This is a genomic window from Lacticaseibacillus absianus (genome assembly GCF_013407595.1).
Taxonomy (GTDB): domain Bacteria; phylum Bacillota; class Bacilli; order Lactobacillales; family Lactobacillaceae; genus Lacticaseibacillus; species Lacticaseibacillus absianus.
This window is the reverse complement of sequence record NZ_JABEKX010000002.1, coordinates 730,651-752,884: the sequence shown is the minus strand read 5'-3', so window position 1 is coordinate 752,884 and position 22,234 is coordinate 730,651. Positions and strand designations below refer to the sequence as shown.

The window sequence follows — 22,234 nt, the reverse complement described above, 5'->3', positions numbered from 1 at the left end:
ATACCCCAAAGCCCCGTTGGCGACTACGAACGTATGTTAAAATTAAGCATCACATCACGGGAGGCAAGCCGATGAGCTTACAGTTTATTCTAGGGACCGCGGCCGCCGATCACCGCACGGCAGTGGTCGCCGCCGTTCAGCGTGCACTGCAGGACCCCCAAGCGCGCGTCTTCTACTTGGTGCCGAACCACGTGAAGTTTGAATCCGAAGTCAGCCTGCTGCAGGGATTGCGCGCCGGCACTGGCCTGTATGCCCAGACGCGGGTGCAGACCTTCTCGTTCACCCGTCTGGCCTGGTATTTCCTCAAAAACGACCCCGTCTATCAGCAACCGCGCCTCGATCGCCCGAGCAACACCATGCTGGTGGCAAGGCTACTGCAAGCGCACGCCGATGAACTACGGATCTACGGGGGCGAGGCCTCACGCCCAGGCTTCATCGCACAGCTCGCCGATCAACTGAGTGAACTCCAGGTCGGCCGGGTCACCGCCACTGACTTGGCCACGGCCGCCGCGACTCGCCCCGTTGGCGATCGCCAGCGTCAAAAGCTCGATGACCTCACGGTGATCGCACAAGCCTACGAACAAGCGATCGGCCCTTATGTCACCGAGCCCAGCCTGTTGACTGCCCTGGGCGCCAAACTGGCGGACCTCGACCTCAGTCACACCACCTTCGTGCTCAATCACTTCAACGAGCTGTCGGCCACCGAGCAAGCACTTGTCGAAGCGCTCCTACCGCACGCTAAGCAGGTCGTGGTCGCCTTGACGCTCGATCAGCCCGCCGTCGATGCTGTGCCTGCACCGCCGTGCCTGTTTCTCCCCGCGGCTCGGCTGTACCACCGCTTATACCAAAGCGCACGCCGGCTCCAAATCCCGGTAATGGTCGATCAACGCGCCCCCGAGCGCACGTTGAGTGCGGCCTTGCAGGCGGTCGATGCCTTTTGGCGAGCCGACACGGCGCTTGACCCTAAGGCGTTGCCGCAAGTCGCGACCGGATTGACTTTAGCCAAGGCCAGTGACCCTTACACCGAGTTACGCCATGTCGCCCAGACGATCAACCAGGCGGTGCACGCCGGGGCGCGCTACCGCGACTTTCTTGTGATCGCTCGGCACCTTGACCCGTATCAGGACCTGATTGCCCCGGTGTTTGCTGCGTTCGATCTGCCAGTCTTCGTCGACCTCGAACACCCGATGGCGAACCATCCCCTGATGGCGCTCTTAGATAGCCTGTTTGCGATCCAGAAGCACCACTACCAGTACCAAGACGTGATGCGGTTGTTGAAGACCGAGCTTTTGGTCCCGGCCGGGATGTCTTTGGACGCGTTTCGCGACGCGGTGGACGTGACCGACAACCACCTGCTGCGCACAGGGCTGAGTGGGAGCAGCTGGCTGCGCGACACGCCTTGGCAGTATTTCCGGCGCCGCAGCGATGACGACCAAGTGGATCCAGATCCGGTCAAGACCGAGCAGATCAACCAGATCCGGCAGTTTGTCGCGACTGCCTTACCGCCGCTGTTCACCGAACTCACGCAGGCGACCAGCGGGCGGCAAGCCGCGACCGCGCTGTATACTTGGCTGACGCGCTACGGCGTCGCGACCCAGCTGGCGGCGTGGCGCGCGGCCGCGATCGCTGCAGGCGACCTCAGTCGCTCGACCGCCGGTGAACAGGCGTGGCACACCTTCGTTGACCTCCTGGACGATTATGTCGCCGTACTCGGTGAGGCGTCGTTTGACCTCACTCAATTCGTCGACCTGCTAGACGCCGGGATCGCCGGGGCGACCTACACCCAGATCCCGTCGACCCTAGATCAGGTCACCGTGTCCGAAACGGCGCTGACGCGCTTGCCCAAATTCAAGCATGTGTTTGTGATCGGAGCGACCAGTCTCGTGATGCCGGATACACCGAGCGATACAGCAGTGCTGACAGCCACCGATCGTAAACTGATCGCACCACTGTTGCCTGAAGGGGCATTTTTGCCCCAATCCGGCGCTGAGACAACGCTTGGGGACCCCTTCATCAACTACGTCGGGATGATGGCAGGGGATACGCACCTGACCATGAGTTATCCTGTCTACGCAGACCGCGAGAACCAACCGTCTTCCTACCTCAGTCAGATGGCGGTCCGCTTGCAATGCCCGCTTGAGCGCTGGCAGGGCGTTCAGCTCGACACCCCGGTCGCCCAGGTGGCCGGGACCGCGCGCAGCTTGCTGAGTGACTTCGTGGCCGTCGCCCGCCAAGCGCGCGACACGCACGTCGCGCTCGGGTCAGCCTGGCAGGCCGTCTTGACACAGCTGCGCCAGGTGCCACACTGGGCGGCACTGGCCGCACGTCTAGCTGGCAGTCTCGACTACAACAATGCCGTGGGGCGGCTCGACCCGACACTGGCGCAGAAGCTGTACGGGACCCACCTGAATGTCTCGATCTCTAAGTTAGAGACCTACTACCGCAACCCGTACGAGTACTTCCTGACTTACGGGTTACGCCTGCGCAAGCGGCCGGAGTTCGAGCTGACCCCAGCAGACACCGGATCGCTGTACCACGGGGTGATGGACCAGTATCTGCGCCAGCTCCAGGCCGAGGGGCAGACACTGGCGACGGTGCCCCCCGCTGAGATCGAATCAGCCGTTCAGGCGCTACTGGATGCCGCGATCACGCAACCAGGCTACGAGATCCTGACGGCCGATGCGCAGATGGCGATGGTCCGGCGCCGCGTATCGGCGATGCTGACAGCAGTCCTGACCATGATCCGCGGTCAGCAACAACGCACCGCGTTTCGGCCGGCTCGGACCGAGCTGTTATTCGGCCAGTTCGATCAGCAGCAGGGGCTGGCACCACTGATCCTACCGGTGGGACAGGCGCACTCGATCACGGTCCGCGGAAAGATCGACCGCCTCGACACATTGCACCTAGCGGATCGAGACTACTTCCTCGTGATCGACTACAAATCTTCCCAACACGACTTCGACCCGTTGCAGGCATACTATGGGGTCTCCCTTCAGCTACTGACGTACATCGACGCCGTCCAGAACGATGCCGCCCAAAAACAGACCGCGATCGTGCCAGCTGGGGCGCTGTACTTCAAATTCGGCCAGCCCAAGCTCGCGTACAAGCCGGCGCAGGACACGGCCGCCGAGGCGTTCAAGCAGTACCGCATGAAGGGGCTGCTCGTCTTTCCAGACGATGCCGATGATGCGCTTGAGCTGGCCACCGCGCTGGATCTGACGCTTGCGACCGACAGTGGCCAATCGGCGATCGTGCCCCTCGGGCTGACCAAGGCCAGAGCGTTCAGCAAGGTGAACAAGAATCGGTTGACTCCCGATGAACTGGCCCTGTACCTTCGCCATAACCGCGCCAAGATCGCGGCTGCCGCCAGCGCGATCCTCAATGGCACGATCGACCTGGCCCCGATCCAGTTCGGCCAGGAGAGCACCGTGATCACTGGCAGCGATTACCAGACGATCATGACCTTCGACCCGGCGACTGGGACTGACCACTATCACCATGTGCCGCACCTCAGCCGTGAGGACCTGCTGGCGCAACTGGCGGCCGAAGCCGACGATGACCCGGCGGACACGCAGAAAGGAACAAGTGACCATGGAATTCACGACTGATCAGCAACAGGCGATCACGCACACTGGCCATGACGTGCTGGTGTCTGCCAGCGCCGGCTCAGGCAAGACAGCGGTCCTCGTGGAGCGCATCGTGCAGCAAGTGCTCGCTGGGGCCGACGTGACGCGCATGCTGATCGTGACCTTCACCAACGCCGCCACGGCAGAGATGAAACTGAAAATTCAAAACGCGCTGAAGCAGCGGCTGACCACCGCTCACGCGACGCTAACTTCGGCCCAACGTCGCCACCTCGCGAATCAGATCGCCGTGATGAACGCCGCCTCGATCATGACCCTGGACGCGTTCTCGCTGCAAGTCGTTCAGCACTACTATTACGTGATCGACCTGGACCCAGGCTTTCGTATGCTGACTGATGCGACCGAAACAACGCTATTAGAGGCTCGCGTGTGGGCCGAAACGCGTGAGGCTGCGTTCAATGGTGCCGATGCGGCGGCCTTCACGGCCCTCGCGGATAACTTCACCGACCTCGCCGGGGGCGCGCCGACTGCCGATGGTCTGCAACCGATCGTCATGCAGCTTGTACAGTACGCGATGACGACGGTCGACCCAGCGGGTTGGCTAGCCAAGTTGCCACAAGCCTACACGCCAGCGGGGTTAGACACACTGTTTGCCACGACCCTTTGGCCCGCTTTGCGCGCCGAGTTGCTGAGCTTGGCCGATGCCCTAGAGGCGATCCGGGTGACCCTTGAAGACCCGGATCCCGGCCTGGCGGCGTGTGAAGCGAACGTGCAGGCGACCCTCGACCAGGTCACGAATGCCTTGGCCTTGGATGCCCCTGACTATGCCCAGGCGCAACTGGCGCTCAGCGCGATCAGCTTCGGGCTGTGGCCACGCAAAAAAGTCGCCGATGCCCACAAGCCGGTCAAGGACGCCGCGCACGCGCAACGTGAGGCGTTGCGCGACAGTCTCGCGACCATTCAGGCCAGTGTGGCGATCGCCCCGGCGGACCTGCGGCTGGCCCTCGCCAGTGCTGGCCCGATGATGATCACCCTGGCGTCAGTCAGCCAGACGTTCCTCGACGCCTTGACCCGCGAAAAGGCGGCCCGGCGCCTTCAGGGGTTCGCCGACATCGCGCAAAACGCCTTGCGGATCTTGACCGCGACCGATCCGCAAAGCGGCCAATCCGTCGCGACCCACTACCAGGCCGCTTTCGATCAGGTGCTCGTCGATGAATACCAGGATATCAACCAACTCCAAGAGGCGCTGCTGACGGCGATCAGCCGCCCTGAACCCGGTAATCGCTTCATGGTCGGCGACGTCAAGCAGAGCATCTACGGGTTTCGGCTCGCGGATCCACAATTGTTCTTGGCGAAGTATCAGGCCTTCGGTCAAGCCGAGGGGACTGGCGAGCGCATCGTCTTAGCCGAAAACTTCCGCTCCAGTGCCAACATCCTGAACTTCACCAACTTGGTGTTCAGTCAGCTGATGGACACTCAAGTCGGTCAACTCGACTACGACGCCGCCGCCCAACTTCGACTAGGGGCCAAAGACATCCCGGCCGACTTCGCGCCGGCGACCGAGTTTTTGATCCACGTGACCGACCGACCAGAAGACGACCAACCGGACACAGAGCTGACCGACGACGCGGCCGCGCTCGACAAAGATCAGGCCGAGGCGCAGATGGTGATTCGGCGGATCCAAGAGATGGTCAACGATCCCGAATGCCAACTCTACGACCGCAAGCAGCAGGCTTATCGCCGCGTTGAATACCGGGATATCACGCTGTTGTCCCGCGCCCGTAGCCAAAACGTGACGCTGCAAAGCGAATTCGCCCGTGCCGGCGTCCCGATCGTGATCGCCGACGCACAGAACTACTTCAAGACCACGGAACTGATGGTGATGCTGTCGCTGCTTCGGGTGATCGACAACCCCAAACAAGAGATCGCCTTGGTTGCGGTGTTGCGCTCGCCGCTCGTCGGGCTATCCGCGGACGCGCTGGCACTGATCCGCCTAGCCGACCGCAACGCCAGCTTCGACACCGCACTGGCGACCTTTGCGGCCCAAAGTGGCGGGACCGACTTTGCCACCGCGACCCGGGCCAAGGTCCAGCACTTCCTAGACCAGCTCGAAGAGTTTCGCGCGTTTGCGCGCGAGCAGGAGCTGGTCGACCTGATCTGGCACCTCTACGCGGAGACCGGCTACCTCGATTTTGTCGGCGGGTTGCCCGGTGGCGCCCAGCGCCAAGCGAACCTGCGCGCACTGGCCAGCCGCGCGGCCGGTTACGAAAGTGGTGGGTTCAAGGGCCTGTTTGCCTTCATTCGCTTCATCGAGATGATGCAGAAGCAGGACAAAGACCTGGCAATGCCGGTCACCTTAGCCCCGGATGTCAACGCGGTCTCGCTGATGACGATCCACGGCAGCAAGGGCCTGCAGTTCCCCGTGGTCTTCTTGATGGCTGCGAGCAAACAATTGAACTTACGTGACCTCAGCCAACCCCTGATCTTGACCAGAGACCTCGTCGGTGCTCAGTGGCTCGACCCCCAGACACGTGAAGTCTACGCCCTGCCACAGTACCAGGCCGCACGTCGCGCGAAGCACCGTCAACTACTCGCTGAAGAACTACGTCTGCTGTACGTCGCCCTGACCCGAGCCGAGCAACGGCTGGTGATCGTCGGTACCGCAGGGGAGGCGGCCAAGTTGATCGAACGCTGGGCCAAAGCCGAGACGGCCCCAGACCTCCTACTACCAGCACCACTGCGCGAGACTGCCGGGAGCTATCTTGACTGGCTCGGCTACGCGATCGCTCGGACGGGGGCCCTCGACTCGACGCCGGTGCTGCCCGCCGCGGCGCAGTTCCACGCAGCGGTCGACGTGCACTTCATCCACACGGTCACGCCGGTGATCCAAGCGACGCAAGCCAAGACCGGTGCCCAGCCGCCGCTCGATCTGCCACTGGCCGATTGGCTCGCTTGGCGTTACCCCCACACCGCGGCGACGACCACGACTGGCTTTCAAAGCGTCTCGGAGATCAAGCGCGCCTTCGACGACCCCGACACGATTGAGCTGGTGACCAGCAATCGTCAGCTCGGCGGCAACCGGCTCGTCAGCGACTTTGCCGAACCGACCTTTTTGACCCAGGGGACCGCGATCCCGCGGACCGCGGTCGGCTCGGCGACCCACCTGGTGCTCCAAGCGCTTGACCTGCACCACCCCGTTGACCGGGCGCATTTGCAAACAACGATCGCCACGCTGGTCGACGCTGGGGCGATCGAACCGGGGGTCGCCCGCCAGATCGCCGTCGATCAACTCGTGCGCTTCTTCGCGTCACCGCTCGGCGCCGCACTGATCACCCACGCCGACACGCTCCAGCGCGAGGCCGCGTTCTCGCTGCTGATGCCAGCCGAGTCGCTATTTGCGGCCATGGCAGGGGAGACCGCCGACATCTTGGTCCATGGGATCATCGACGGCTACTTCGTGGCGGATGAAGGGGTGACGCTATTCGATTACAAGACCGACCACATCAGCGGGGATCCACAGCCCGTGATCGACCGCTACCAGGGTCAGCTGAACCTCTACGCCCGCGCGCTAGAGACACTTCAGCCGCGGCCGGTGCGCCACCGCTACCTGATCCTGCTGGCGACTGGTGACGCGATCGACCTAGCCGCCACGCCGCAAGCAGAGTAGAATGGAGCCAGACTGTGAGAAAATTGGTGAGGACATGTCTTCTGTGACCACATATGCCGTGATCGACCTTGAGACCACGGGCACAAGTATCGATGCGGGGGACCGGATCATTCAATTCGGGTGCGCGTTGATGCGCGACGGCCAGATCGTCCAGACGGTCTCGCAGCTGATCAACCCGGATCGACCAGTCCCGCGCGCGATCCAACAGCTGACGGGGATCGTCCCTGCGCAGCTTGTCGCGGCGCCGTACTTCGAAGACGCCGGCTACATGATCGAAGACCTGTTGCGAGACACCGTGATCGTTGCGCATAACGTGAACTTCGACTACCCGTTCCTCAGTGCTGAGCTGGCCCGGATCGGCCTTCGCCCACTGACGAACCCGGCGCTAGATACCGTTGAATTAGCCCAGATCTTGATGCCCACACAAGCGAGCTTTCGTCTGAGCGACTTGACCGAATCCCTGGCAATCCCGCACGATGCGCCACACCACGCGGATTCAGACGCAGTTGCGACAGCCAAGCTCCTGTGGCAGCTGCGCGCTAAGTTTCAGCAACTACCAGGCGCCACCCAGCGGCAGCTCGTCGCGCACAGCGACAACTTGCTGCGGCAGACCGGCGACTGGTTAGCACAGCAAGTGATCGACCTCCCCATGCCAAGCGACTGCGTTGAAGTGGGCCAGTTCTGCCTGCGCCGACCGCAAGCACTGACGACCGCGTTGCACGGACCGGGCGCATATCCGCTGACTGACAAGGCCAAAAAGGCGCTGTTGACGCCAACTTACAAGCTCCGGCGGGGCCAAGTCAAGATGATGGACGCCCTGTACTACAACGCTACCGGTGCGCAACAACCGATGATGATCGAGGCGGGCACCGGACTGGGGAAGACGTTCGGCTACCTGCTCCCGTATGCGTATGTCTGCGATGAGAACCAGAAGCTGGTCGTCGCCACTGCGACGACCGTGTTGCAGGCGCAGCTCGTCCACCAGGCGATCCCGGCGCTGGCCACGATACTCGGGCGAGAGGTGCCCGCCGTGATGCTCAAAAGCGCCCGGCACTACCTGGACTTGCAGAAGTTGGCTGCGACCTTACAGGAACCCGCGGCCAATCGCCAGACGCAGCTGCTCCAGTTGCGGTTGATCGTTTGGCTCTGCGAGACCCAGACCGGCGACCTAGATGAGCTGCACATGACCAACTATCAGGCACCACTGTTCGCGCGTATCCGCCACACCGGCAGCACCCCGACCACAACGGGGCCATACCAGGCCGTTGATTTTTACGGACGCGTCTTGCGCGCTGCACACGATGCAACGATCATTGTGACGAACCATGCGTACCTCTCGCGACACTTTGAGACGTTACCGCTGCATCAGCCACCGTTTCTAGTGGTGGATGAGGCGCAACACTTCGCGGACAACACCGCCGCAGCCTTCTCCCACCGCATCGATCTGCGCCGGATGCGGTTGGCGTTGAGCCACCTACGCGAGCTGACTAGTCGCCGCAAGGGCCGCAGTCTCCAGGCGATCTATGCAGATGAACCGCTGATGCAATACCAGCTTGCGAGCACTCAGGCCACGATCGACACACTGCTCGGTCGGATCACGGACTTGCAAGCGCAACTCTATCAGCACTTCTTTCGGGCCGAGGGGACGACCACTGGCCCGGTAGAAAAGATGTTGATGCCCGAGCAGGTCAGCTGGCTGATGGATACCCTGGCCGCACCGCTGACCGTGATCGTCGCCCAGCTGGATGCCTTACAAGCGGTATATGATGGGTTACAGGCGGACTTCAACGCGCATCCCGATCGATTCCTGGTCGGAGATGCGGCAGTGTTTCAAGCAGTCGATGGGGTGGTCAGTGCATTGGCCGCGCGCCGCCGCACGCTTGCCCGACTGGATCCCGACGCGATGCGCACCGGCGCAAGCGGGGTGACTTGCGTGACGCTTGCGCATCCACGAGACGTCGCGAGCCTGGCCATCACCTGGGACCGCTTCAACGTGGCCGCTCCGATCCAAGCGGAGCTTCAGCATTTCAAAGCGCCGACATTCGTCGGTGCAACGTTGACAGTCACGCGAACGTTCGAGTTTCTGCAGGCCCAGCTGGGCTATTCGAGCCTGCCCGAGGCGCAGTGCTTGCGCCTGCGCAGCCCATTTCACTACAAGGAGCAGGCGGCGGTCTTCTTAGCCGAAGACGCCCCCAACGCGAACGACTTGACGCCAGCGGCCTACGCCGACTATCTGGCCGAAGCGATCGCGCAACTGGCGGATACTGATCACCAGACGATCGCCCTGTTCACCTCGCTGAGCACGATCGCCGCCGTGTACGCGCGTCTGAACGCGATGCCGATCGGGGGACACAAGGAGATCTTAGCCCAAGGCGTGACCGGCTCGGCGGAGAAGATCGCCAAGCGCTTTGCCCTCGGGGAGGACTGCCTGTTGCTCGGTGCGGCCAGCTTCTTTGAGGGGATCGACTACCCCGACAAGCAGCTCGAGCAGGTGATCTTGACCCGTCTGCCGTTTGACGCACCCGAAGCGCCGGTGACCAAGGCCCGGTACATCGCGCTGCGGCAAGCCGGGCTCGACTCGTTCAAAGTCGACGCACTGCCGCGCGCGACGTTGCGGTTTCGCCAGAGCTTCGGGCGATTGATCCGGACCGAGCGCGATCGAGGGGTGTTCGTCTGCCTGGATCCGCGGTTGACGCAGACCGCGTTCGGTCGCAAAATGGCCAAGAGCCTGCCGAACCTCAAACCGATGACCCTGCCCTTGGCGACGCTCGTTCCGCTTGCCCATCAGTGGCTGGCGGGGTCGATGCCACCGTTGAAAGGAGACCCACATGCGTAGAGCAGCAAGACAAAAATGGCGCCGACGCGCCTGGTTGATCATCAGCTTGATCTTACTCGCTGGCGTGATCGGCGTCTGGCTCCGTAGCCTGGCGCCGATGCGTGAGTTGCGGCGCCAGGCGATCACCATCGCCGAGACCAAAGCCGACGTGACCCGCGTCGATGACTTTTATTGGGACACCCAGCGTGATTCTTACCTGACCGTTGCGGGGCGGACCAAAGCGAAGAAGCGGGTCTACGTGCTGATCCGGCAAAAAACAGGGAAAGTCCACGTGCTCGCACAGTCGAGTGGCATCACCCAGGCACAGGTCACCGCCCAGGTCAACACGCAGTACGCGCCGCGCCGCATCACCAGCATCGGGTTGAGCCGGCGTGGAAAGAAATTCGTCTGGGATGTTGGTTATCGCACGAATTCTGGTAAACTTGGATACGTAACGTATGATTTTGAGACCGGCAAGCAGCTCGCGGCGATCCGCAACCTGTGACCGGACCCCAAAGGAGTGGTCCTTTTGCATTTAGCCAAACGTATCATCAGTGTCGCGCCGAGCGCGACGCTCGCGATCAGCAACCTCGCCAAGCAGATGAAGGCGCGCGGGGAAGACGTGATCGATCTGTCGATCGGTCAGCCAGACTTTCAGACCCCGACCTTCATCGCTGAGGCCGCCAAGGCGGCGATCGACAGCGGCGCGGCCAGTTTCTACACCGCAGCGACTGGGATCCCCGCACTTAAGGCGGCGATCCGTGCGCACGTGCTGGCACAGACCGGCGTCGATTACGGTCCGAAGCAGATCGCGGTAACCACAGGGGCCAAGCTGGCCCTGTACAGCCTGTTCCAGGTGCTCCTGGACCCCGGCGAAGAGGTGCTGATCCCGCTCCCGGGCTGGGTCTCTTACGTCGAGCAAGTACGCTTAGCCGGTGGCGTGCCACGACCGGTGCCGTCGTCAGGGCACTTCAAAGTCACGGTCGATGACCTCGAGGCGCAGTGCACCGCCGCGACCCGCGCGTTGGTGATCAATTCGCCGGCCAATCCGACCGGGACGATCTACACGCAACAGGAATTGACCCTGATCGGGAACTGGGCGCTGCGGCATCACATCTTAGTGATCGCCGATGACATCTACCGTGACCTGCTGTTCAACGGGGCCAGCTACACCAGTATGGTGTCGATCGATCCCGAGATCACGAAGAACACGGTCTTGATCGCGGGTGTCTCAAAGTCCTATGCGATGACTGGCTGGCGCATCGGCTTCGCCGCTGGCCCGGAGAAGGTGATCGGTGCGATGGCCACACTGCTGGGTCACGCCACGGGTAATCCGACCACTGCCGCCCAGTACGCGGCCATCGCGGCGTTTGACAGCGACGGCCGCAGTGTCGAGCAGATGCGGGCCGCATTCGAAGACCGACTGAACGTCATCTATCCGCTGCTGACCAAGATCCCCGGGTTCTCACTGCCGGAGAAGCCGCAAGGGGCCTTTTATTTGTTCCCCAACGTCAAGCGCGCCGCTCAGCTGACGCACTTCACCTCGGTCGATGACTTCGTCGCCGCGCTGTTGCGCGACACCGGTGTCGCGATCGTGCCGGGGCGTGCGTTCGGGATGCCAGATCACGCGCGGTTAAGCTATGCGGCGGCCAAGCCCGACTTGATCGAGGCCCTCCACCGCATCGACGCCTTCGTGGCCGCCAACGCCAACTAGCCAAAACCTGCGGCCGAGCGCCGCATGAATCAAAGGAGTAAGACATGACAGAACAGATCCGCATCATTGACGCTAAGGACCATGTGAACGAGGAAGTGCGCATCGGGGCCTGGCTGACCGACAAGCGGTCGAGCGGGAAGATCGCCTTCCTGCAACTGCGCGACGGGTCCGCCTTTTTCCAGGGCGTCGTCTTGAAGAACAAGGTCGATGAGGCCGTATTCCAGGTCGCTAAAGACATGAAGCAGGAGACCTCCATGTGGCTGACAGGGGAGATCCACGAGGACAGCCGGAGTCACTTTGGCTACGAAATCGAGGTCCACGACATTGAGATCATCGGTAACTCAGAGGATTACCCGATCACGCCGAAGGAACACGGGATCGAGTTTCTACTGGATCACCGCCACCTGTGGTTGCGGTCCAAGCGTCAGTTTGCGATCCAGCAAATTCGCAACGAGATGATCCGCGCGACCTACGAGTTCTTCAACAACGAAGGCTTTATCAAGATGGACCCACCGATCCTGACCGGCTCTGCGCCGGAAGGGACCACGGAACTGTTCGAGACTGAGTACTTCGACAAGCCAGCCTTCCTAAGTCAATCCGGTCAACTGTACGCGGAAGCCGGCGCGATGGCTTACGGCAAAGTCTTCACCTTCGGCCCCGTGTTCCGCGCGGAAAAGAGCAAGACGCGCCGGCACTTGACCGAATTCTGGATGATCGAACCCGAGATGGCGTTCATGCACCAAGCACAGAGCCTGGAGATCCAAGAACGCTACATCGCGTTCCTGGTCCAAGGTGTGATCGACAACTGCGCCTACCAGCTACAACTGCTCGACCGTGACATCGAGACCCTGAAGAAGTACACCAAGCTCCCGTTCCCGCGCATTCGTTACGATGAAGCGATCGAGATGCTTCAAAAGGCGGGCTTCGACGTGCAGTGGGGGGATGACTTCGGCTCACCGGAAGAAACCTACTTGTCCGATCAGTTCGAACAACCCGTGTTCGTGCTGAACTACCCGAAGGCGATCAAGCCGTTCTACATGTTGCCAGAAGAAGGGCGCGATGATACCTACGTCTGCGCGGACCTGCTGGCCCCTGAAGGCTACGGGGAGATCATCGGCGGTTCCGAGCGTGAGGTCGACTACGACAAGCTCAAGGCCGCGATCGAGGCCAAGGGGTTGGACCTTGATGAGTATGGCTGGTACCTTGACCTGCGCAAGTATGGCACCGTGCCGCACGCCGGTTTCGGACTCGGGCTTGAACGTGCGATCACGTGGATCTGCCACCTCGATCACCTGCGTGAGGCGATCCCGTTCCCACGCATGATCAACCGGCTCAAGCCGTAATCGCATCTCGCAGGCTGGGCGAACGCTCGGCCTGTTTGCGTCTACGTGCAAAGGAGAGGAGGGCCTATATGGAGTTGAATGCTTACCTGCGTGCTGGCAGTACCAGCGTCTCGAACGCCTTGTTCGCACACTTCGCGGACACCGACCTGACGCACCAGGAGTTCGTGGTCTACTTGTTCCTACTGGAATGGGATCAGCGCCACACCGCTGCGCCAGACCTAGCCGCCCTGAGCCAGGCGACCAAGCTTGCCCCCCAGGCGTTGTTCACGGTGATCCAGAGTTTGATCACCAAACAGGCGATACAGCTGGTCAGCACTAAAGACGCCAGTGGCCGCACAGTTGATCGCTACGACGTGACCCCGCTGCTGACACAAGTGCTCGCCCCAGTCGAGCAGACCGCCTTACCACAGGCGGACACTGCGGGTAAGGCCACATTCAGTCAGATCGAAGTCGAGTTTGGGCGGCCGCTGTCGCCGATCGAACAACAGACGATCCGTGATTGGCTGGCGGTCGATCACTACGCACCGGAGATGATCCAACTCGCGTTGCGCGAGGCGGTGCTCAACCGCGTCTACTCCCTGCGCTACATGGACCGGATCCTGATCGACTGGGAGAAGCGGCACCTGACCACGCCGGCCGCGGTGCAGGCAGAAAAAAACCGCCACCTCGGCTTATAAGGAGGGCTACGAATGGATGACCAACGCGCCGTCGCACTACTGACACTTGTGCTCAAGCTGTATCCCGGGGTCCCCCCGACGTTGAACGCCAAGGACCCATTCCAGATTCTGGTCGCGGTGCTTTTATCGGCGCAGACGACCGACGTTGCCGTCAACGCAGTCACCCCGAAGCTCTTTGCGGCCTATCCGACCCCCACGGCGATGGCCGCGGCCCCGGTCACGACCATCGAGACCTACATCGACCGGCTGGGGCTGTACCACAACAAAGCCAAGTACCTACAGGCCCTGAGCCAAGCGCTGGTGACCCAGTATGACGGTCAGGTCCCCAGCGACTTCAAGGCCCTGACCCACCTGCCAGGCGTCGGGCCCAAAACGGCGACTGTGGTGCGGACCGATGCGTTCGGGATCCCCGGAGTCGCCGTCGACACGCATGTCACCCGGATCATTCGAGGCTTCGGCATCGCATCTGCCACCGCGACACCAACGCAGATCCAACGGCGGTTGGAGGCGCTGATGCCCCCTGAGACCTGGATCAACTTGCACCGCGCGCTGATCCGGCTCGGCCGCGAGTGGCTGACCGCGCGGCACCCACAGCTACCACCAGGCGCTGAGTGGGACGTGTTTGCCCACGATTACGCCCCGTTGAATCAGGAGGAACCCGCAGATGACTGATCAGATCTTACCTTCCACACGCCACGCGACCCGTGAGTCCTGGGACCACTACTTCATGAAACTGGCGACCACGATCGCCGAACGCTCGACCTGCGAGCGCGCGACAGTCGGCGCCGTGCTGGTGATGGCCCACCGGATCATCGCGACCGGCTACAACGGCAGCATCGCGGGCGACCCGCACTGCGATGACGCCGGGCACCTGATGCGCGACGGCCACTGCATCCGAACGCTTCACGCAGAGATGAACGCGATCCTGCAATGCGCCCAAAACGGCGTCTCCACGCGCAACGCGGCCGTCTACGTGACGTTTTTCCCGTGCCTGAACTGCACCAAAGCGTTGATCCAAGCAGGGGTCAGCCGCGTCTTCTACGCGAATGACTACCACAACGATCCCTATGCGGTGGCGCTGCTGGAGGCGCACGACGTCGCAGTGACCAAACTTTAGACCACCTGGAAAGGGCCGCCTGTCATCCACAAACGTGACAGGCGGCCCTTGGCGCATTCGGACGCCGAGGGCGATCGCAGCCCCAAAAAAGCACTGCCTCATTCAAACACGTAACGCCCACCTTAGGATCGCAGGTAGGGGACGTGATCACCAGCCTGCGGTGGCGGTCCGGCGCGCACATGTCTGCCCGTCACCACTGCATTCGCACGCCCCCCTGTGACCCTAGTTTTACCGGAGGGCATGCGATGCGCTAGGTAACACCGCTTGACCCCTCAGCCTTGGTCGCGTATCCGGCCACACAAAAAGCCACCATCACTGGTGGCTTGCGGGCGCTCACTCGTCGTCGCCGTCACCCCCAGAACCGCCAGAGGTGGCGGGGGGCTCTGATGACGAAGGCGGCAGCGTGCTACTGCTGCTTGGCGTACTGTTGCTCGGCGTACTGCTAGGTTCAATGCTGCTGGTGCTGACCGAACTCGAGGTCGACTGGCTACTGATGCTACTTGATTGGCTGCTGGTGCTGCTCGAGGACGAGGATGAACTTGCCGGTGGCGTCGTCACCGCTTTTTGCGTGGTTGGGCCGTAACCTTGCACGTAGAGCTCACGGGTGGTGTTGCGGGTGTCACCGGTGATCTCGGTTCCCGGGTCGCTGCCTTTGAGAATGTAGGCCACGCTGACCGAATCTGGCTTGACCCAATCCCGGCTGGTGAGCCCTTCGGATGTGAAGGTCATCAGCGCTTTGTACAGGCGCTTAGGGATCGCTTCTTCGGTCGGGGAGACGCCATTTTGTTGGGCCTTGTCGTAACCAATCCAGACGCTGGCTACACGGTCTCGGGTGTACCCAGTGAACCAAGAATCCTTGACTCGGCCGCTGAGCGCGCTGTTTTTCGCCAACTCTTCATCGCTGTAGTTGGTCGTCCCGGTCTTGCCCGCTTGGATCAGTCCGCTGATCGCCGCGCTGGTCCCAGTCCCGCGCGTGATAACGCCCTTGAGCATGTCGGTCACCATGTAGGCGGTACTCGACTTCATCGCGCGGGTGCCCGCATTCTTGAAATTGACCGTCTCACCATCGGCCGTCACGACCTTGCTGATGTACGACGGCTTGTAGTAGGTCCCACCGTTGGCCAACGCGCCGTATGCCGCCGTCTCCTGTTCAGTCGTGACCGAGGCCCCGATCCCACTAGCGTAGACCTGCTGATCGGTCGGCAAGTCGATGCCCAAGCCCTTGAGGAAGTTCACCGAGCGACTCAAGCCGACATCGTCGAGCGCCTTGATCGCCACGATGTTACGCGACTGCTCCAGAGCCGTGCGCATCGAGATCCGACCGAGGTAGCCACGGTCAAAATCGTACAGGGGCGTGGTCGTTCCGGGATAATTGTACGGCGTGTCATCGAACTGCTGGTAGGTGGAGTAGTTCAAGTACTCGATCGCCGGCGCGTAATCCATCAGCGGCTTCATCGTCGAGCCGTTACTGCGATCGTTACGCGTCGCTCGGTTGTAGGCGAGTCGCACATCCCCAGTCTTGCGGCCACCGATCTGGGCGATCACCGCACCCGTTTTGGGGTCGGACAAGGTGACCGCGGTCTGCAACTTGTCGTCGTCAAAGCCGATCGATTCGTCATTGTTGACCAAGTCGTACAGCTTCTTTTGGGTCTCATAATCCATGTTCGTGTAGATCTTCAGGTTCTCGGCGTAAGGATCGACATCGAGTTTGGCTTTGACCTGCTTGATCACCTCAGTCAGATAAGAGTCGATCACTTTATCGACCGTGTTGACGTTGCTCGTGGTCGTCGTCTTAGGCTTCAACCCGGCTGTGATCGCGGTGGCCTTGGCCGCCGTCGCCTGTGCCTGGGAGATCTTGTCTTCACGCAACATCGCGTCGATCACGGCGTCCCGCCGCGCCTTGGCGCGGTCTGGGTAAGTGTAGGGGTCATAGCCTGCAGGCGACTGCCCCAAACCGGCAATGAACGCCGTCTGGGCGAGATTCAGCTGACTCAAGGACTTGCCGTAGTAGTACTGGGCCCCGGTCGCCATCCCGCGCTGACCGTAGTTCATGTAGACCTTGTTGATATAGAACTCGAGGATCTGGGCTTTGGAGTACTGGCGCTCGACCTTGACCGCTAGCCAGGCTTCTTGAGCCTTGCGCCGCAGGGTCTGATCTGACGTTTTGGTGGAGAAGACTGCGAGTTTGACGAGCTGCTGGGTGAGGGTCGAGCCGCCTTCAGGTCCGTTGCTAGTCCCGGTGAGCTTAGCTTTGACGTTGCTCAGCGCGGCCCCGGCGATGCGGATCGGGTCGATCCCCAGTGCTTCACGGTAGAAGCGCCGGTCTTCGATTGAGACGACCGCGTCTTTGAGCTGCTGGGGGATCTTATCGGCCGTGACATAGACCCGATTCTCCGTGCCGAGGCTGAGCAACTTTTTGTTGTTGGCATACAGCGTGCTGCTCCCACCGCTCATCAGGTCCTCTTGAGTGATCGTCGGCGCATCCTTGGCGTACCACGCGAATAGGCCGATGCCGGCGACCAGCGCCAGCACGAAAGCCAGGGCCAACCAGCGAAAGACTCGCAGGACGCGGCCGGGGCGGTGTTTACCTGCCTTTTTTTGTGGTGAGTTAGATTGGCGTGTGCGCCTAGACGCGACACGCGACGGAGTTGTTTTAGCCATTCTGGGTCCCTCTCTTTGTTTGGATCAGCCAATCGACCCCGTCCAGGTACGGGATCAACGGTTGGAGTTGCGGATGAAGCTCGAAGCCGTGCTGCTCAAGCTCGCTGAGCGGGATGGACTTGCGCTCACCACGCTGGGCGGCAGTCCAGAAACGGTTCAAGTCGCTTGCTGGGTAGACGAATAACCGGCCCGAGGTGACGAAGCGGATCACCACGAAGCAGATCCCGCCTTGGGCCAAGCAAGCGTTGAAGTGCGCGACCTGGTGTGGATGAAAATTCTTGAGCGGAAAACTCTGCTTGTTCTTGGTCTCTTTGGCGTCAAAGTCAAGGTAGCGGCCTTGATAGACCCCGTTATAGTCCGTCGTCGAAGGGGTCTTGAAGTACGCCTCCCGCACAACTGCCTGTGCCCGCGACGGGTAATCGACCTTAACGATCTGAAGCGGGGTCGGTTTCTTGTACACGACCGCCTTTTGCGCCTGGCGGTAATATTGATTGCTCTGATTGAGTTCTTCTTCTAAAGTCATGCCGCGGCCGCCATACTCGACAGGCGCAGACCGCGTAGTTTGCGCGGGTGCCGCGTATGGCTTACCATTAGGATAACGAATCGTCATAGGATCACACTCCTAGTGCTATTATAACAAGGACCGTGAATTTGACCTAATCGAATAGGGGGGGACGACTTTGGGGGCAAGAGTTTGGCTGACCGGTTACCGCGCGTGGGAACTCGGCGCGTACGGGGCGACGGATCCGAAGATCACCGTCATTAAATATGCGTTAAGAAACGCGCTACGCCCACTGTTAGAAGACGGGCTAGCGTGGGTGATCACCGGTGGGGAGCTGGGGGTCGAGCAGTGGGCCGCCAGCCTGGCACTCGACTTGCGGACCGACTATCCGGCGCTCAAAGTCGCGCTGATGTTGCCGTTTGCTGAGTTTGGCCATCAGTGGAATGAGGCGAATCAGGGCCAACTGGCCACCCTGATCACACAAGTCGACTACCACGGTAATACCTCCAGCCACCCGTACGAGCGCCCGCAACAACTCAGCGATTACACGCGCTTCATGGCCCAGCACACCGACCAGGCGCTGTTCGTGTACGACCCCGAGTTTGAGGGCAAACCGCGCTTCGCGTACCAGACGGCACAGGCGGAAGCTAAGCGGCGCCCATATCCGGTGCAGCTGCTGACGATGCCCGACCTAGAGGAAGCCGCCCGGGCGTACGGTGAGGCGCAAGCGGCCCAGCACTGGGACGAGTGAGCCGTTCAACGCCGGTGTGACGCATTTTTTCATTTTCAAACCCGGTCGAATATGGTATGCTTAATTCATCCTGTGTTTAGGGAAAACGACGAGGTGTTCGGTTATGGAAAACAACAACGAAGCAACGTTCAACTTGCAGCTCGATGCCAAGACCATTTTGGAGAAGAACTTCAAGACGAAGGTGCGTGGCTACGACGCGGATGAAGTCGATGAGTTCCTCGATCAGGTGATCAAGGACTACGAGGCCTACAATGCGGAACTGGATCGGCTGACCGAGGAGAATGCGCGCTTGCGCAGTCGTGTCGATGAGCTGACCAAGCAGCTGAGCGTCTCCAAGAACGTCGCGGCGGCCACCCCGTCACAGCCGAACGCGAGCGCGACCAATTACGACATCCTCAAGCGCCTGTCGAACTTGGAACGTCACGTCTTCGGGAGCAAGCTGGCCGACGGCGGCCAGAAGCCGACCGACCCGATGGGGATCGATCGCTACTAATCCGTGAATCGCTTGCAGATCACGAGTAATCGCGCCTGGCTTCAGTCAGGTGAGGAAAGTCCATGCCCGCACAAGCTGCGATGCTTGTAGTGTTCGTGCCAGGCCCAATAAGCCTGGGTACCGGCAACGGTAACGGCGGCTTAAAGCGCTAAAACTTCGGTCATGCGTGAGTCGGCCTGAAAGTGCCACAGAGACGATGCCCCTTGGAAACAGGGGGATTGGAACGGGTAAACCCCGCGAGCGAGTAACCCAAACTTTGGTAGGGGCGTATGACCATGGGAATTGAACCGACGGCCATACAGCGAAAGCTGAGATAGATGATTACTGACGGTGCGCCTTGCCTGATGGCGCACTTGAACAAAACATGGCTTATAGGGGTCTGCAAGCAGGCACAGTCCGAGTTCGCTCGGGCTGTTTTTTTGTCTGTGGCGTGAGGCTCGTCTACGCGTCCCAAAACAGGTACAATAAAGGTATTGAATCTGCACCCCGAAGGAGAAAATATGCAACACAAGTTAATGGCGACAATGGCCGCGGGCTTAGAAGCGCTGACGGCACGTGAGCTCCAAGCCCTCGGCTTCGAGACGACGACCGACAACGGCAAGGTGTTCTTCAGCGGCGACGACCAGGCGATCGCCACCGCGAACGTCTGGTTGCGCACCGCAGACCGCATCAAGATCATCGTTGGCCAGTTCAAGGCCACCACCTTCGATGACCTCTTCGAAGGGGTCAAGGCCCTGCCATGGGACCAGTACCTCCCACTGGATGCCGCGTTTCCAGTCGCGGGACGTAGCGTGCGCTCAACGCTACACGCTGAGCCAGACGTCCAGGCGATCACCAAAAAAGCGATCGTCGATAAGCTGGCGACCGTCTACCACCGCCGCGGGCGCCTGCCCGAAACCGGCCACACGTATCCGCTCGAGGTGTCGATCCTCAAGGACATTGCGACGCTGACGATCGATACGACTGGACCATCACTGTTCAAGCGCGGCTACCGGATCGCAAAGGGGGAGGCGCCGATGAAGGAGAACTTCGCGGCGGCCTTGGTGATGCTGACGAACTGGCGCCCCGAATTGCCGTTCATGGATCCGACCTGTGGCTCAGGGACAATCCCGATCGAAGCCGCGCTGATCGGCCTGAACATCGCTCCCGGTCTGCAGCGTCGGTTTGCCTTCGAGGATTTTGCCTTCTTCGATCAGGCGACCCTGACGGCGGCCAAAGACGCCGCCATGGATGCGGCCGACTTCGACCGGCCGCTGGACATCACCGGATGCGATATCAACCAGGAGATGATCGAAGTCTCACGTCTGAATGCGAAGCAGGCAGGCCTGTTACACAACATCACCTTCAAGCAACTGGCCGTCAAAGACAATCACCCGACCCAGCCACGCGGGGTCCTAGTCGCCAATCCCCCTTATGGGAAGCGAATGGGGGAGCTGGAAGCCGCGCGCAAGCTATACGCAGAGATGGGCCAGATCTACAGTCAGATGCCGGGTTGGAGCAAGTACATCCTGACGGCCGATCTAGGCTTCGAAAAGGCGTTCGGCAGCAAGGCGACCAAACGCCGCAAGCTCTACAATGGGAGCCTGCGGACCGACCTATTCCAGTATTGGGCGACTCAGCGGGCTTAACGCATACGCACTGATGGAGGTGGCAGAAGTGAAGGTCTTGACCTTGTTCGATCTCCCGGCAGACGCCGAGAAGACATTGACGCAACACCCTGAGCTCACCGTGATCCGCCAGGCAGACTACCGATCCGAGATGGGCCCAACGATCGATGCGATCTTGGGCTGGGATGACCGCGCCGCCGCGATCCTTGCCGCGCCTAACCACGTCCGCTTCATTCAGGCGGTCTCCGCCGGCGTCGATTACCTGCCGCTGGCAACACTCGCCCAGCAAGGGATCATACTCGCGAACACCAGTGGGATCCACGCTGCGCCGATCGCAGCGTCTGTCCTCGGCGCGACGCTGGCCTTTGCCCGTGGGCTGTTTCCGATCGCGACTAGCTGGGATGGCCAAGCGCGGCGTGCCGCGATGTTTGAATTGACCGGTGAACGCGCGGCCGTGTTCGGCACCGGTCATATCGGCCAGGCGATCGCCCGGCAACTGGGCCAGCAGGGGATGACCGTGATCGGGGTCAACCGCCGTGGGCGCGAAACCCCTGGGTTCGCCGAAGTGACGACAGCGGCCGACTTGACGCCGATCCACAACGCCCGGGTGATCGTCAACGTGATGCCGCTAACGCCCGCGACGCAGCACTTCTTCGACGCCGCGTTTTGGGCTGACTTGACGGCCGCACCGGTGTTCATCAACGTGGGACGCGGGCCGTCGGTCGACACCGACGCGTTGCTGGCGGCGCTCCGCACAGGCCAGTTGACCGGCGCCGCGCTTGATGTCTTCGAGCAGGAACCGCTACCAGCCGGATCGCCGCTATGGCACACCCCTAATCTGCTCCTGACCCCCCATGTATCCGGGACGGTCACACACCTGCGACAGGCCGTCGCCGAGATTTTTTTGCCCAACGTCTTGAGCCTTGACGCGACAGGGGCAATTGTTAAGAATCAAGTGGACCTGGCCACCGGGTACTGATTTTTGCGTACCGCTCGGGTATACTGAACGTGTAATCGGTTTCAGCAAACAAAAGGAGGTACTTGCTCATGGCGCAACGCACCACTGAGATCATTGGCTTACTGGAGGATGCTCTATTGACTCACCGACCGGTGAAGATCCACACCATCGACAAGCAGCAGCTACGCGGCGTCGTTGATTCGATCATCCCGGGCACGGTCAAACCGTATCAGGAGCGCAGCACCGTCACGATCACGACGGCCAAGGGCGCCAAACGTCTACAAGAATACGCCATCGCCAAGATCGCTTGGGCATGAGCGACTGGGCGCACTGACTTGACGCACC

General features: G+C 61.2%; 16 protein-coding genes and 1 other RNA gene. 15 read left to right on the top strand and 2 right to left on the bottom strand.

All coding sequences use genetic code 11. From position 1 onward, the window contains the following. The first annotated feature begins 71 nt into the window (after positions 1-71). The 9 genes from HII33_RS08870 to HII33_RS08830 all read left to right on the top strand — a co-directional run bounded on the left by HII33_RS08870 (position 72) and on the right by HII33_RS08830 (position 14,917). A complete protein-coding gene (locus HII33_RS08870; RefSeq protein WP_179395445.1) occupies positions 72-3,608 on the top strand; it encodes a PD-(D/E)XK nuclease family protein in 3,537 nt (1,178 codons plus the stop codon). Beyond that, positions 3,592-7,251 carry a helicase-exonuclease AddAB subunit AddA gene (gene addA, locus HII33_RS08865; RefSeq protein WP_179395444.1) on the top strand — a complete coding sequence of 1,220 codons (3,660 nt, stop codon included), beginning with the start codon at positions 3,592-3,594 and terminating at the stop codon, positions 7,249-7,251. The genes HII33_RS08870 and addA overlap by 17 nt, the downstream gene beginning before the upstream one ends. A 34-nt stretch (positions 7,252-7,285) precedes the next feature. Next, positions 7,286-10,087: a helicase C-terminal domain-containing protein gene (locus tag HII33_RS08860; RefSeq protein WP_179395443.1), complete on the top strand. Its 2,802-nt coding sequence runs from the start codon at positions 7,286-7,288 to the stop codon at positions 10,085-10,087. Beyond that, entirely contained in the window at positions 10,080-10,571 is a 492-nt protein-coding gene (locus HII33_RS08855; protein WP_179395442.1) for a cell wall elongation regulator TseB-like domain-containing protein, read from the top strand. The genes HII33_RS08860 and HII33_RS08855 overlap by 8 nt, the downstream gene beginning before the upstream one ends. Positions 10,572-10,595: 24 nt before the next feature. Then, on the top strand, positions 10,596-11,780 hold the full coding sequence (locus HII33_RS08850) for a pyridoxal phosphate-dependent aminotransferase (RefSeq protein WP_179395441.1): 1,185 nt from the start codon (positions 10,596-10,598) through the stop codon (positions 11,778-11,780). 44 nt (positions 11,781-11,824) lie between these two features. Further along, complete coding sequence (asnS, locus tag HII33_RS08845) at positions 11,825-13,123, top strand: asparagine--tRNA ligase (RefSeq protein ID WP_179395440.1); 1,299 nt, start codon at positions 11,825-11,827, stop codon at positions 13,121-13,123. 68 nt (positions 13,124-13,191) lie between these two features. Further along, the gene (locus HII33_RS08840) at positions 13,192-13,800 is read left to right on the top strand and encodes a DnaD domain-containing protein (RefSeq protein ID WP_179395439.1); all 609 of its coding nucleotides are present in this window, start codon (positions 13,192-13,194) and stop codon (positions 13,798-13,800) included. 12 nt (positions 13,801-13,812) lie between these two features. Beyond that, on the top strand, positions 13,813-14,472 hold the full coding sequence (locus tag HII33_RS08835; RefSeq protein WP_179395438.1) for an endonuclease III domain-containing protein: 660 nt from the start codon (positions 13,813-13,815) through the stop codon (positions 14,470-14,472). Next, complete coding sequence (locus HII33_RS08830) at positions 14,465-14,917, top strand: deoxycytidylate deaminase (RefSeq protein WP_179395437.1); 453 nt, start codon at positions 14,465-14,467, stop codon at positions 14,915-14,917. The genes HII33_RS08835 and HII33_RS08830 overlap by 8 nt, the downstream gene beginning before the upstream one ends. A gap of 333 nt (positions 14,918-15,250) precedes the next feature. Here the strand turns inward: HII33_RS08830 and HII33_RS08825 are convergent, their stop codons facing one another. After that, complete coding sequence (locus HII33_RS08825) at positions 15,251-17,578, bottom strand: transglycosylase domain-containing protein (protein WP_179395436.1); 2,328 nt, start codon at positions 17,576-17,578, stop codon at positions 15,251-15,253. Further along, entirely contained in the window at positions 17,571-18,188 is a 618-nt protein-coding gene (gene recU, locus HII33_RS08820; protein WP_179395435.1) for a Holliday junction resolvase RecU, read from the bottom strand. Before recU ends, HII33_RS08825 begins: the two co-directional genes overlap by 8 nt. A gap of 70 nt (positions 18,189-18,258) precedes the next feature. Between recU and HII33_RS08815 the strand changes: the two genes are divergently transcribed. The 6 genes from HII33_RS08815 to HII33_RS08790 all read left to right on the top strand — a co-directional run bounded on the left by HII33_RS08815 (position 18,259) and on the right by HII33_RS08790 (position 22,206). Then, complete coding sequence (locus HII33_RS08815) at positions 18,259-18,831, top strand: SLOG family protein (protein ID WP_179395434.1); 573 nt, start codon at positions 18,259-18,261, stop codon at positions 18,829-18,831. A gap of 103 nt (positions 18,832-18,934) precedes the next feature. Continuing rightward, entirely contained in the window at positions 18,935-19,324 is a 390-nt protein-coding gene (gpsB, locus tag HII33_RS08810) for a cell division regulator GpsB (RefSeq protein ID WP_179395433.1), read from the top strand. 17 nt (positions 19,325-19,341) lie between these two features. Then, positions 19,342-19,701, top strand: an RNA gene (rnpB, locus tag HII33_RS08805) — RNase P RNA component class B. Positions 19,702-19,824: 123 nt separating this feature from the next. Beyond that, positions 19,825-20,952: a THUMP domain-containing class I SAM-dependent RNA methyltransferase gene (locus HII33_RS08800; protein ID WP_179395432.1), complete on the top strand. Its 1,128-nt coding sequence runs from the start codon at positions 19,825-19,827 to the stop codon at positions 20,950-20,952. A gap of 28 nt (positions 20,953-20,980) precedes the next feature. After that, complete coding sequence (locus HII33_RS08795) at positions 20,981-21,910, top strand: NAD(P)-dependent oxidoreductase (protein WP_343036853.1); 930 nt, start codon at positions 20,981-20,983, stop codon at positions 21,908-21,910. Between the two features lie 68 nt (positions 21,911-21,978). Then, positions 21,979-22,206: a hypothetical protein gene (locus HII33_RS08790; RefSeq protein WP_179395430.1), complete on the top strand. Its 228-nt coding sequence runs from the start codon at positions 21,979-21,981 to the stop codon at positions 22,204-22,206. The last annotated feature ends 28 nt before the right edge of the window (positions 22,207-22,234 follow it).

Coding starts and splice junctions, on each gene's coding strand:
- HII33_RS08870 (WP_179395445.1), top strand. CDS start 72: ATGAGCTTACAGTTTATTCTAGGGACCGCGGCCGCCGATCACCGCACG.
- addA (WP_179395444.1), top strand. CDS start 3,592: ATGGAATTCACGACTGATCAGCAACAGGCGATCACGCACACTGGCCAT.
- HII33_RS08860 (WP_179395443.1), top strand. CDS start 7,286: ATGTCTTCTGTGACCACATATGCCGTGATCGACCTTGAGACCACGGGC.
- HII33_RS08855 (WP_179395442.1), top strand. CDS start 10,080: ATGCGTAGAGCAGCAAGACAAAAATGGCGCCGACGCGCCTGGTTGATC.
- asnS (WP_179395440.1), top strand. CDS start 11,825: ATGACAGAACAGATCCGCATCATTGACGCTAAGGACCATGTGAACGAG.
- HII33_RS08840 (WP_179395439.1), top strand. CDS start 13,192: ATGGAGTTGAATGCTTACCTGCGTGCTGGCAGTACCAGCGTCTCGAAC.
- HII33_RS08835 (WP_179395438.1), top strand. CDS start 13,813: ATGGATGACCAACGCGCCGTCGCACTACTGACACTTGTGCTCAAGCTG.
- HII33_RS08830 (WP_179395437.1), top strand. CDS start 14,465: ATGACTGATCAGATCTTACCTTCCACACGCCACGCGACCCGTGAGTCC.
- HII33_RS08825 (WP_179395436.1), bottom strand. CDS start 17,578: ATGGCTAAAACAACTCCGTCGCGTGTCGCGTCTAGGCGCACACGCCAA.
- recU (WP_179395435.1), bottom strand. CDS start 18,188: ATGACGATTCGTTATCCTAATGGTAAGCCATACGCGGCACCCGCGCAA.
- gpsB (WP_179395433.1), top strand. CDS start 18,935: ATGGAAAACAACAACGAAGCAACGTTCAACTTGCAGCTCGATGCCAAG.
- HII33_RS08800 (WP_179395432.1), top strand. CDS start 19,825: ATGCAACACAAGTTAATGGCGACAATGGCCGCGGGCTTAGAAGCGCTG.
- HII33_RS08790 (WP_179395430.1), top strand. CDS start 21,979: ATGGCGCAACGCACCACTGAGATCATTGGCTTACTGGAGGATGCTCTA.